A 12,320-nucleotide genomic window follows, 5' to 3' on the forward strand; every position below is an offset into this window, starting at 1 on the left:
TCTTCGTTAACTTTGAATACCAAGGTTTTGAAGAAACAATCCTACGTTTGAATGCTATTTTTTTGGATCAAGTCGAGTTGCATATTGCATCACGTAAGATTCTACTAGGAAACAACCGTCGGATAGATGTGCCTCGCAAATTAAGTGGATCTATGAGCGAAAATTTTTGGCGAAAAGCGATCCCACCCTATGCTCCAATCTTTCCCGATGCGGATTTCCGCCACGATCGGTGGCAAAACGGTATCGGATGAATGAAGATCTTCTAAAGAACTTTACCATCCGATACTTAATCTTAAAAGGGAACGTATCTCATTTCATATGAATTCATCAATAGAAAATGGATGCAGTTCTCCTGAGCAATTTTTTTCGACCTACTACTTAATTACAAGTGATAGCAGATGAACCGATTTGACAGTTATAGGTTTGCTTATCAATGTTGAAAGAGAATGAAGAAGAACAAATAGACGCGCTATTAGTGAATGCCCTGACAGAATATTGCGTATTTGTGGGAAACCCAACTAGATAAGTACTTTGAAGTCCAGGGTTACTGAATTGGGCAGTTGATGTTGCTGTTCCTGCACAATTAGCAGCACTATATACTGCGACTGTATAAGTCGTTGAATTACTCAGTGCACCTGTTGATCCAGTAATATTTATATTCCCTTTTACATTAGAATTTACTAGTAGATACGAACAAACGATATCTTCAGCGCATGCTGTTTCTTTTTTTTCCTCACAATTTAAGACCAAAGCCAATGCACCTACAATCAATAAAACTTTAATTATTCTCATATAACCCTTAAATAAATTAATTTTGAATGCTTCAAAAGCGGCGTGCAACCTAACGGAAGCAACGGTAGAATCAGCAAACTCTGATTAGTTTGAAATTATATGATTAACCTAGTCAAGAAAATTTAAAATTCAGCTTCCGAAACACCGTGCACTTTTTTTAAATTTTTTTATAAAAAATAGATGAACATGCAATAATTAAATGCAGCGCTTTTTATTACTTTAGAAATTTATAATATTTTTTCTGTTATTTGCAATAAAATGGTGACTACTTATTTTTCTATTTAAGATTTCAAATTGCAAAAACTAGATTTACGAAGAATGTCGATCAGCATAAAATAAAATATTCCTCTTATCCATAGCAAGAAGGGTAAGTCAATGATCAAGGTTATGAAAATTATAGTTTTCTTTTTGCTTGGTATCCTCTTTGAAGTATCTTGAATGTGGGAATCATCATGGTTAGTGGGAAAATCATTCCATCCCGGAAGGAGCTGATATAACCACAATGGAAGGCTTAAAAGTATCCATCCATCAATTCGAACCCAAACATTTTCTATTTCCTTTTTTGGCTCATGCACTCTGAACCTTGATTGGGTCTGGATTCGTTTCTCGGTTTGTAACCTCTCATGCTTTAATTCATTCGTCTGTAGTCGGAATTTTTTTCCTTATTAGTGGAACCGTCGACATTCTGATGTTACCTTCACCCCTTTGGCTTATCTGCCAATGAGTTACTTGGGTTGCTTGGTTTTCCAAAAGAAAAAGTAGAATTCACAAAGTGGATTGTGATGAGAATCCGAGTGCAAAACACGAACAAATAAGAAGAAAAAATGGAGGATCTAGAGACCGGGTTGAAAGATTGGGAGAATTGTGCTAGGTGTAGCTTTTGGGAAAGAAAGCCCACAAGCCCGCCTCCACCACCCAATTCAGGGCGGGGGCAACTTTGTAGCAATGTGACATAGTTTATTTATGTTTACTTACGGGAAGGACCGGCCACTCGTTTTTGAATGACCTCATTCAATACTTCTACAAGCTCTTGGAACTCATCCCCTTTTCGAATGCGAATGGTTTCAATGGGATCTCCCGATGCCATCCGTTGTAAGGACCGTTTGATACTAAAAACAGGTCCTGCCATTTTATGTGATTTGAATACAGAAAATACAGTGATCAATAGTAGATAGAGGATGGAAAGAGTGACAACCGCATCAAACTGAATGGTATACATATTCAATTGGTGGTCATAACTCGGGAGGTAAATCTCGCGAGGAACAAACTTCTCTTTTGTTTCGCCTGGAGATGGGTCTTCGTTTTCCACTTTCCAAAACACAGTTTGTGCATCTTGGCGAAGACGAAACACAGCACCTCCATCATACTTGGCTTGGTTCAACCAATAGAGAAAACCTAAAGTCACAAGTACCCCAGATATAAATAATAAAGAATAATGAGCTAAAAACTTTAATTGGAATTCCTTATCGATAAGATAGTGAAAACGAAAGGTTTTTTTGTGATTTTGAGACATGGTTTCTTTTAAGGTGTTCCCCTAGGGTGTTCAGGAAGACCTTCTCAGAAAAAGATAATATTGTCAAAAACTTATAGAGATTAACGAATTTTTTCTGTTTCTAAGATCTTTTGAATCGGAATTTCAATCAAACCTTCTAATCCTTGGAAGTGAAGGTGTGTTTCTGATTGGCCAAGAATGACTCCTCGGTATTCTGTTCCATCTTCCAATCGTACAAGTTCTAATCTTGCGTGTTCTTCGTATAGCATAGACTCACGAGCAAGAATGGTTTGTGTTTGAAATGCCTTCAGTTCTTTATCTTCTTTCGGATGTAACTCGGAAGAAGATAAAGGCGATGCCTCACCGAGTTTGACAACCGTTTGTTGCCTAGAAGTAAGGATGAGATCCCCTACTGCCACTGAACCTTCACGCACGGCCACAATTTCGGATTGTCCATCAAATTGAACACTAAAAACAGTCCCTCTAACTTGTGTAAGATGTTCACCAGCCTGCACAACAAAATGACTATCCTTAGAAAGTTTCGAAACGGAAGCGAAGATCTTTCCTTTTTTTACTGAGAACTTTTGCGATTGAGAGTCATTTGATTTTTCGATTACGTCCATTACTACTTCTGAATTAGGAGTAATCCGCATCCAAGAACCAGTTTCAAAATCCAAATCAATTTGCGAAGTTCCTTCTGTAATGACAATATCTCCCGACGCTAGTTGGTAATGTTTCACCAGAGGAACAGGTTTGGAACTTCCTTGTGGAAGAACGGAAACCTTCCCCTTCACTGAGGAAACAAGAACCTTCAGAGGAGAAACCATCGGTTTGGATTCTTTGGCAGAAGGGGCCGCCACTTCCGATCTGTCTGAAGCAGATGGATCCAGGAAAAAAACAAAGAAAAGAGCCGCTGCCAGTGATAATGCAGACCCGCCCACAAAGGCAAGGCCCATTGGTTTGCGGAAAAAAGAAATTACATTATGAGTAGAAATTGGTTCTGGTTTGTATTCGAATTGGATCTGGCGTTTTGATACAGTCTCCCAGGAAGGAAATACAACAGACTCCGTTTTTTTGGCGGGTTTCCGAAGGAGTTCTTCCCATTTAGCGATTGTATGTTGCTTATCAAATTCGTTCATTGATTCTAATCCGGTACCAAATTTTCTCTTTTGGCTATGGCCAACACTTTCTCAGTGGCCCTTATGACCAAACGAGAAGCAGTAGAAACCGAAACTCCTAAGACCTCAGCGATTTGTACGAGCTGAAATCCTTCCACATTCTTGAGTAACAAGGCAGACCTTTCTTCTTCCGAGAGTTCTCCCAAAAAGGAATAAAGACGATCTTCTAAGTCTTGGTATTCCGCTTTGGTTTCGAGTTTCGGATTGTGGCTATGAAACTCGATCTCATCGGAGACTATCTCCCTTGTTGTAGAAAATTTTTTAGCATAATTGATCGATAAATTGCGGGCAATTGTGTACAAGACCATGACGGACTTCTCTTCCGAGAGACCGGCGTTGCCATAATGTTTATGGAAACTTAAAAAACTGTCTTGCATCAAATCCATTGCCGTGTCCGCATTTTGAGTGTACTTGTAGAGGAAGTCATAAATACGTTTATGGCTTCTTTCATAAATTTGACTCATAGAGACAGTTTTGTCTGACACAATCTTGTATGTGTTGGTAAAACCGAGTCTCTGACAAGTAAAATCCCGTTCTTCTCTATAAAAGTAAACAAACAGGACAGGTCAGATTCTCAAGAAATCCAGATTATTTTTCTCTCAAAAGGGCATCATTCGCGGCATTTTTATAAGCACCAATCATGGTTGGGTAATTAAAAATATGTTCGGTGAAATACTCAATCGGAGCCTTGAGATTCACCACACATTGCCCAAGAGCAATGAGCTCTGTTGCTTTGTCAGATATGATATGAACTCCCAAAACTCTTCTGGATTGTTTATCAAAAATGATTTTTAAAAGTCCCACTTGGTCACCGCTGATTTGAGCGCGGGTGATGGTATCAAACCTTGCCATTCCCACTCCATAGGAAACCCCGCGGGCTTTGAGAGCTTCTTCCGTTGGTCCTATGGTGGCAATCTCAGGCAATGTATAAATCCCAATGGGAAATTCTTCTGCATCCACTGGAACAGAAGGATGACCAAACATATGTTTTGCGACATAAGCACCTTGGTACATTGACACAGAAGCCAAACTAGGGAATCCAATGACATCTCCACAAGCATAGATATTAGAAACATTGGTTTGATAGTTTTCATTTACCAAAATTTGTTTTCGATCATTGGGAGCGATTCCAACAGATTCTAATCCTAAGTTGTCTACATTTCCCAATCGGCCACGAGAAATCAGAACTTGGTTGACTCGCACCACTTCACCTTTGTTAGTTGTGAGTTCGAATCCTTCCTCATTGGGAAGTTTGTTGTACTTTGTTATGGAGGAATCCACATGGATGGAAATCCCAGATTGTTGCATGATACGGGTCATTTCATTTGACACATCTTCATCCAAAAAACCAAGGATACGACTTTGAGAATCAAAGAGATGAACCTTCACTCCAATATGAGCAAAAATTGTGGCATATTCCGACCCAATGATTCCAGCACCCACTACCGCTAAAGAAGCTGGCATCTTTTTCATCGCAAAGAGCCCATCACTATCGTAGATTAAGCCATCTTCAAAAGGAATGTTTTCGTTTGTGGGCCTACGAGGGCTACTACCCGTGGCAATGAGAATGTTCTCGGTTTCATAAACTTTTTTTCTGCCAGCGGAGTCAGTGACTTCTACATGATTGGCATCCACGATTTTTCCCCAACCAGTAAGAGTTGTGACTCGGTTTTGGATCATTTGTTCGCGGGTGACATCTTCTTCTTTTTCAATCACAGTTCCGGCACGAAACATAAGTTCCTGTAAAGTAAGCATTGCCGGTTGTGGTGATTGTAATCCGTGTAGTTTGGACAATTTTAAATTTCGATAGAAGCGACTCGTTTCTTGTAAGGATTTGGAAGGGATGGTTCCGTAGTGGACACAACCTCCACCCAAGTAAGGGTCTTTTTCTATAATGGCTGCTTTTTTTCCCATTTTGCTTGCTTGGATAGCAGCTTTTTGTGCGGCAGGACCGCCCCCGATGGCGAGTAAATCAAAACGATTGATGGACATTTGCTAAAAAAACAATACCGACGAAGTGAAAAATAGCAAGGAAAAATTGACAAACCAAATTGGGAGTCCAGTTCTTCGTCATTTTCACCTAACAAAGTACTACATGAAATACAAAATATCTTGCTTTGAAAACTCATGGTCTCATGTTTCATCCATCCTATGGAATTCTTTAAAATGATCCAATCCGGACTTACTTCTGTCTGGAAAATCCTTTCCGAAGGAATTAGAGCCAAACTTGCTTGGTTTACTGGCACCCTAATTGCACTTACGATTCTTTTGCTTTCCATCATCACGGTTCGCCAACAGACGGCCATCCTCTCTGAGAGTTATGAAAAACAAGCAGCCGTCTCCAAAAATTTCATCGCAAGTTTGGTGATGGAGATTGAGAATATATCGCAAAACTTAATCCGGATCGAAGAATTCAAATCGAGGATCGAAAGACAAAGAGAAGAACTAAAAAAATATCGAACTGCGAAAGTGGTCACTAAGAAAAAAACAGTTTCTGTCTTTGGATTCCAAACCAATCTTTTTGGATCTCTTGGTACTTCCAAAGTAGTGAAGAAAGTAGACACTTTTTTTTCCGTTTATTTAACAAAAGATGATGTGGATGTTTTGGAACGAGAAATTCGCCACCAACTTCGAGAAGCTGCCAACAGAAATATCAGTGAAAGAGAATGGAATACTCTCGTTCACCTTGCTTCTTCTTATGTGCGCAATGAAGAAAAGTATTTGGAGATCCAAAAACAAACGCCACCAGAAGACCCAGAAGCAAAAACAAATTGGGAAACCAATGTTAAAAATCTAAAAAAAGAAATTAGAAACCATAAATCACAACTGGACCTTTTTATCGCCAAGTTCTATGCTGATTCTAAAAAAAGAAAACTAGAAGAACTGGGACTCGATACCAAACTCTTTCGGATCCAAACCTTCCCTCTTTCTGCCATGATCCAGGGGGAAACCTCACTCGCTTCTTTTGACACACAGATCATCGACAATACTTCTCCCCTCGCCAAAATGGATCAGTTTGACCAGATGGAAGAGAGTTTGGTAGAATCTTTCCAACGATTGTCGGATGATATTTCTTCACTTGATGAAAACGAAAAACAGTATGTGTATGAATGGGAAGAAAGAGAAATCCAGGCCCTCCACTCTCCCCTTTTCCGTCATCAAAACTCAACTAAAAGAGCCTTTAACCTAAGTAGTGTTAAATCTAGTTTGGGAGATTACAGAGAAGTGATCAAAGAAGATTATCGGATCACAAACGAACTATCAGAACTCATTCCAAAACTAAGAGAACGCATTCAATTTTTGAAAAATGCAAAACCACCTATCCCTCCGGCAAAGGACAAACTTTTTACCAGTTTCTATAAATCCTATGGGGAACTCATCACAGAGAGAGATAAAATTTTTGATGAAGTCACCACAAACTATCCCATTCCCTTAGAAACTTGGGAAAAAATCGAAGCTTTGCGAAGTTTGCGAGACGTTACCTTGGAAGATTGGGTTTTGATGAAATTCAAAACAGATCCCACCGAATATGAACGTTATTACCAAGATCCTGATGCAAGGGAAATCCAAAGGACTCGTTGGAAAGCCATTCGCAAATGGATTCTCACCGCCGAACAAGAAACACCTACGAAAGAATTAAAAAAACTATTCCCCGATGGAAGTTTTGGTCATTCCCGAAGCGAATCAGAAGAAATCATGTGGAAGTTGGATGGGACTCATCTTTTGGAATCGGAAAATGTCCCAAACCTTGTATTACGTGATAATTTTTCTGGACTGATTCGAACACTTGTCGATAGAACCGATGGAATTCGAGCCATTAAAGACAATAGAAATCAAATTGTACTCACTGCCATTACCATCTGTTTGGTGGCAATTCTTTTTGCCATTTTTATTTCTGGTGTGGTGGTTCAAAAAATTCGCAACATCATTCGAAGTGCAGAAGATGTGGGCCATGGAAATCTTCATGTCCATTTTGATGATGGTGGAAACGATGAATTTGGAAACCTAACAGTCGCACTAAACCAGATGGTTTCCGGATTAAAAGAACGTGAAAAAATGCGAGGAGTTCTTGGAAGTATGGTGGACCCAGTGGTGGTCGGAGAAGCTCTCAAAGATTTAGAAAAACTAAAACAAGGAAGTGAAAAAATCATCACTGCTTTCTTTTCTGATATTGCTGGATTTAGCACCATTTCGGAAAAATTAAATTCAAAAGAACTTGCTAATCTTCTAAACGAATACTTATCAGCCATGACCATCATTCTGAAACACCATGATGGAGTTTTGGATAAATACATTGGGGATGCCATTGTGGGAGTTTTTAATGCCCCACTGGATGTGGAAAACCATTGTTTAAAAGCAGTTTCAGCCAGTGTTGAAATGCGGGATAAACTCGAGGTCTTAAAGGCTGAGTGGATAGAGAAGGATAAATACATCCCCGAAGCCCATACAATGAAGTTCCGCATTGGACTAAACATGGGTTATGCGAAAGTTGGATTTATGGGAACAGATGCCCTGGCTTCCTATACAATGATGGGTGATACTGTCAACTTAGCGGCACGGTTAGAGGCGGCTGGAAAAGATTATGGTGTTTGTATTTTGGTTTCTGAATTTGTTCATGATGAAGTCAAAGACCATTTTTTCACAAGAAAGTTGGATATTGTGCGAGTGAAGGGAAAAACCAAACCAGTCACTCTCTATGAAGTCAGAGCCAAAAAAGGCGATGAAACAGAAGAAGATCGTAAGTTTGTGGAAGCCTATGAAACTGCCCTTTTTTCTTATTTGAACCGCAAGTTTGAAGAGGCAGGCAAAAAATTCTACACACTCCTCACCACAAATGGGGACGAAGCCTGCAAACTCCTTTGGGAACGGTGCCAATATTACTTAGAAACTCCCCCAGAACCAGACTGGGATGGTGCTTTTACAAGGACAAAAAAGTAGGAAATCTGCGAAATATTTCAATAAAATGGAAATTTCATCCAATAAAGTATAACAATTTCTTGCATTTTCAGAAGTGAATTTTAGAATTGGAATCACTCATCTTACAGGAGAAAAACCATGGCACTACGTTTAGGCGACGAAGCACCGAATTTCCAAGCGGAAACCTCTGAAGGCAAAATTGACTTTCATGAATATTTAGGACAAGGTTGGGGGATTTTGTTTTCTCACCCGAAAGACTACACTCCAGTTTGTACAACAGAACTTGGATACGTGGCAAAAATTAAACCAGAGTTCGAAAAACGTAATGTGAAAGTGATCGCACTTTCTGTTGATCCTGTGGACAGCCACAAAGGTTGGATCTCTGATATCAACGAAACACAAGGAACCAAAGTAAACTACCCTATCATTGCGGATGCAGATCGTAAGGTATCTAACCTTTATGATATGATTCATCCAAATGCAAGTGAAACCACTACCGTTCGTTCTGTATTTGTTGTCGGACCTGACAAAAAAGTAAAATTAACTCTTACTTATCCAGCATCCACTGGAAGAAACTTTGATGAACTTTTGCGTGTGATTGACTCTTTACAACTCACTTCACAGTTTAGCGTAGCAACTCCTGCGAACTGGAAAGATGGAGAAGATACAATCATCGTTCCTTCTGTTTCTGATGAAGATGCGAAGAAAAAATTCCCTAAGGGATTTAGAACCATCAAACCTTATTTACGTTACACACCACAACCAAATAAGTAAAATTTAAACTTGGCGGGTTCTCCCACCCGCCTATTTTCTACTTATGAATATCAAACTAAGTCGCATTGAAACCCCTTATGTTTTAGAAGCAACGAATGAATCTGGTAATTCCATTCGTATCGATGCCTCCCCTGAAATTGGTGGAAAAAATTCTGGTCCTAGGCCTATGGAACTTTTGATTATGGGTCTTGCTGGTTGTAGCAGTATTGATGTTTTGATGATTCTAAACAAACACAGAATCGAAGTGAAAGACTACTCTGTAGAAGTAGATGCCGAAAGAGAAAAAGTCGAAGAAGCCAATCTCTTTAAAAAAATCCATTTGAAATTTAAAGTAAAGGGTGATTTTAAAGAAGAACAAGTCAGACGTGCGATCGATCTAAGTTTAGAAAAATACTGTTCTGTTGCCAAAACTTTAGAAAAAACAGCAAAAATCACTTACGAATTTGTGTTAGTTCAATAATTTCCAACTCAATAAAAACATAAAAGTGGCGATTCTTTTTTGGAATTACCAAAGTAGGAAAAGTTTGTTTTCCCTACTTCCGAGTTTTTTCCTATTTTAATTCATTTAAATCCCAACTGTATTCATTATAAACAATTTTGGCATCCGGTTTGATGGTCTCCTCAAAACCTTCCTGCACATATTGAATGAGAGTTGTTTTTTTGGTAAAATCAGTTTGGAACCAGTTAAAAATTTTACTTAAGTACAGAGTGTTCGTTGTTTTATCATAAGAATTCTTTTTTGGATTTTTTAAGAATCCGAGTTTGGCAAACTGAAGTTGTTTTTCTAACGAATTAGGGGTGTAGGCTTCTGAAACTAAATAAGGACAACCAATGGAGGCACAAACAATCGCAAAGTGAATCCTTGGTTCATTAAAATCCTTTCTTAATTTTTCATGTTCAATCCAATCTAGATGTCTAGATTTTCCAAGGAGAGTATAAAATTCTTTTTTCCAAGGAATCCCACGAGCTAAATTAATTTTGGAAAATGGAGATCCAATTTCTGTGATACTCTCAACAGGGTAATGGTCTAAAATCAATTTCACAGTGAATGCATTGTATGCGTTGATTAAAAAACTAATTTTTTCTTTTTCGTTGAAACCTTGGTATTGGGCCTCAGTCACCTTTGAAAGAGATTCTAAATACTGTTTAAAGGAACCCTCTTCCGACTGAATTCCTTTATAGGAAACAAGTCCGTTCTTCACATTTTTTTTTAGAATGGAATCCCAAACAGAATGTTTATGATCAAAACCCTGGGCAAAAGCCCCTTGCCATAATCCAATACAAAGAAATGTAAAAAGAAACTGTTTCATAATGACCACCCATTAACTTAGACAGACCCAAACCAATTTACGAACTAGAATTTTTATGACAAACTATTCAAATAACGGCTAATCCCCTGGATCACCGGTGCGGGGATCTCATGTCCACCGTTAAAAGCAATGAATTCACCTAGTAAACCTGAATTGCGAAGTAACTTTTCTAGTTTTTTCGCATTCGCATAACCAAGAATAGGATCAAATTCTCCGTGGGATTGGAAAAAACGTAAAATAAATTTTTGGGGGGCCAATTCTTTCCAAAGTGTTTCATTCACAAGTGCACCCGAAAGGATCATCAGTCCTTTGGAGACTTCTTCTTTTCTAAGTGTTAAGTCTGTCGCAAGCATAGCACCTTGAGAAAATCCACCTAAAATCAGTTGGCTCCAGGGAATGCCAAGAGCATCTAACATTAAATAAGCGGCTTCTCTTGCGACATCCATCCCTTCTGGGTCTCTGTCGGCAAAATTTCTAAAATCATTTTTGCGGATTGCTTCTTCCAAAGCGGCCATATCAATGGGAAACCAGGCACGACCGGAATAACCAGGCATCAGAGGTACACTTAAATGCCCATGAGGGAAAACCCAGTTGAACTTTTGATCAGTCACTAACACTTCGTGGATGGGATATAAATCAAAAGCACTGGCCCCATAACCGTGAAACATGACTACAGTTGGTGCATCTGGATCTCCTTTGACTCGAAGAACTTGTAAGGGTCCGAGGGTTTCTAAATCGTTTTCATTATCTAACATAGTTTAACCGAAGAGTGAAGGTTGGTCCTCATTTTTTGAATCGGAAGAAAAGTTGGTCACAGAAATTCCTAAAAGTCTTATTTTCTTCATAGGTTCTGTGTTTTCCTTCCAAACATTTGCTAACAGATTCGAGGATTGTTGGAAAAGGTTGTCTGCCAAGTAGAAAACAGAATCGGATGAAATAGATTTTTGTTTCACTGTAAAATCTTCAAATTTGATTTTTAAAGTCAGTGTTTTTCCTTGTTTGTTTTTCCGACCCATCCGCAATTCTAATTCTTTAGATAAATTCTCTAAAGTGAGTAACAAATAAGCAAAATCTTCCGAATCATGGGAAAAGGTTGTTTCAACACCTATGGATTTGGGATCACGAAACGGAATGACTTCTCGGTCATCAAGCCCCCTTGCCATCCGATAAAACACGGCTCCCATTTTTCCAAATTCCCCAACTAAAAAAGACTCTTCTGCTTTTCGTAATTCCGATCCTTTTGTATATCCTAATTGCGAAAGACGTTCATAAGTTTTTTTCCCGATTCCAAAAAAACTATAAAGAGGGATGTCATCTAAAAATTTTTCTTCTTCACCTGGAAGAACCACATATAACCCGTTAGGTTTATTTTTTTCAGAAGCCATTTTTGCTAAAAATTTATTTTGGGCAACACCCGCAGAACAAGTAAGTCCTGTTCGATCAAATATTTTTTTCCGAATTTCTTTTGCGATCGTACTTGCTAGTGGCATCTGTAATTTGTTGGATGTGACATCTAAATATGCCTCGTCCAAGGACAAGGGTTCCACTAAGTCTGTGTATTCCAAAAATATAGAACGAATTTCTTTGGAGATTGATTTATACACTTCAAACCGAGGTGGAGTAAAAATGGCATCTGGACAAAGTTTGTAAGCCTGAAAACAAGGGATGGCAGAGCGAACACCAAACTTCCTTGCCTCATAACTTGCCGCACATACCACTCCCCTTGAATGCGGAGAACCACCCACAACGACAGGTTTTCCACGCATTTCAGGAAAATCTCTTTGTTCTACAGATGCATAAAATGCGTCCATATCAATGTGGATGATCTTTTTCATTTCTCTTGTCTAACCAAATCAA

Annotated in this window: 12 protein-coding genes and 1 pseudogene; 5 read left to right on the top strand and 8 right to left on the bottom strand. The window is 38.9% G+C overall.

What is annotated here, in order from left to right; genetic code table 11:
• Positions 1-251, top strand: a 251-nt coding sequence (locus EHQ47_RS19745) for a hypothetical protein (protein WP_208727368.1), incomplete at its 5' end; no start/stop codon positions are given.
• 127 nt (positions 252-378) lie between these two features.
• Here the strand turns inward: EHQ47_RS19745 and EHQ47_RS00005 are convergent.
• Complete coding sequence (locus EHQ47_RS00005) at positions 379-792, bottom strand: hypothetical protein (RefSeq protein ID WP_135776272.1); 414 nt, start codon at positions 790-792, stop codon at positions 379-381.
• Between the two features lie 375 nt (positions 793-1,167).
• Between EHQ47_RS00005 and EHQ47_RS19940 the strand changes: the two are divergent.
• A pseudogene (locus tag EHQ47_RS19940) lies at positions 1,168-1,369 on the top strand (hypothetical protein); the annotation flags it as partial.
• Between the two features lie 390 nt (positions 1,370-1,759).
• On the opposite strand, the gene EHQ47_RS00015 reads toward EHQ47_RS19940, so the two are convergent.
• From EHQ47_RS00015 to sthA, 4 genes are all read right to left on the bottom strand, one after another.
• Complete coding sequence (locus EHQ47_RS00015) at positions 1,760-2,305, bottom strand: HAMP domain-containing protein (protein ID WP_135749263.1); 546 nt, start codon at positions 2,303-2,305, stop codon at positions 1,760-1,762.
• A gap of 80 nt (positions 2,306-2,385) precedes the next feature.
• A complete protein-coding gene (locus tag EHQ47_RS00020) occupies positions 2,386-3,423 on the bottom strand; it encodes a FecR family protein (protein WP_135749264.1) in 1,038 nt (345 codons plus the stop codon).
• A gap of 5 nt (positions 3,424-3,428) precedes the next feature.
• Positions 3,429-3,926, bottom strand: a complete 498-nt coding sequence (locus tag EHQ47_RS00025) for an RNA polymerase sigma factor (RefSeq protein WP_020777109.1) — start codon at positions 3,924-3,926, stop codon at positions 3,429-3,431.
• A 124-nt stretch (positions 3,927-4,050) separates the two neighbouring features.
• Positions 4,051-5,454: a Si-specific NAD(P)(+) transhydrogenase gene (gene sthA / locus EHQ47_RS00030; RefSeq protein ID WP_135776273.1), complete on the bottom strand. Its 1,404-nt coding sequence runs from the start codon at positions 5,452-5,454 to the stop codon at positions 4,051-4,053.
• Between the two features lie 174 nt (positions 5,455-5,628).
• Here sthA and EHQ47_RS00035 point away from each other — a divergent pair, with 174 nt between their 5' ends.
• The 3 genes from EHQ47_RS00035 to EHQ47_RS00045 all read left to right on the top strand — a co-directional run bounded on the left by EHQ47_RS00035 (position 5,629) and on the right by EHQ47_RS00045 (position 9,613).
• Positions 5,629-8,400, top strand: coding sequence for an adenylate/guanylate cyclase domain-containing protein (locus tag EHQ47_RS00035; protein ID WP_135749266.1), 2,772 nt, complete (start codon positions 5,629-5,631; stop codon positions 8,398-8,400).
• 117 nt (positions 8,401-8,517) lie between these two features.
• Positions 8,518-9,153 carry a peroxiredoxin gene (locus EHQ47_RS00040; RefSeq protein WP_002975579.1) on the top strand — a complete coding sequence of 212 codons (636 nt, stop codon included), beginning with the start codon at positions 8,518-8,520 and terminating at the stop codon, positions 9,151-9,153.
• Between the two features lie 43 nt (positions 9,154-9,196).
• Entirely contained in the window at positions 9,197-9,613 is a 417-nt protein-coding gene (locus EHQ47_RS00045) for an OsmC family protein (RefSeq protein WP_135776274.1), read from the top strand.
• Positions 9,614-9,704: 91 nt separating this feature from the next.
• Here the strand turns inward: EHQ47_RS00045 and EHQ47_RS00050 are convergent, their stop codons facing one another.
• Genes EHQ47_RS00050 through dinB form a run of 3 tightly spaced genes read right to left on the bottom strand, consistent with a single transcriptional unit; the run spans position 9,705 to position 12,298 of the window.
• Positions 9,705-10,463, bottom strand: a complete 759-nt coding sequence (locus EHQ47_RS00050) for a DUF547 domain-containing protein (protein ID WP_135749268.1) — start codon at positions 10,461-10,463, stop codon at positions 9,705-9,707.
• 53 nt (positions 10,464-10,516) lie between these two features.
• Positions 10,517-11,218, bottom strand: a complete 702-nt coding sequence (locus tag EHQ47_RS00055; protein ID WP_135776275.1) for an alpha/beta hydrolase — start codon at positions 11,216-11,218, stop codon at positions 10,517-10,519.
• 3 nt (positions 11,219-11,221) lie between these two features.
• Entirely contained in the window at positions 11,222-12,298 is a 1,077-nt protein-coding gene (dinB, locus tag EHQ47_RS00060; RefSeq protein WP_135776276.1) for a DNA polymerase IV, read from the bottom strand.
• Between the last annotated feature and the right edge of the window lie 22 nt (positions 12,299-12,320).

Source organism: Leptospira bourretii (assembly GCF_004770145.1).
Lineage (GTDB): Bacteria > Spirochaetota > Leptospiria > Leptospirales > Leptospiraceae > Leptospira_A > Leptospira_A bourretii.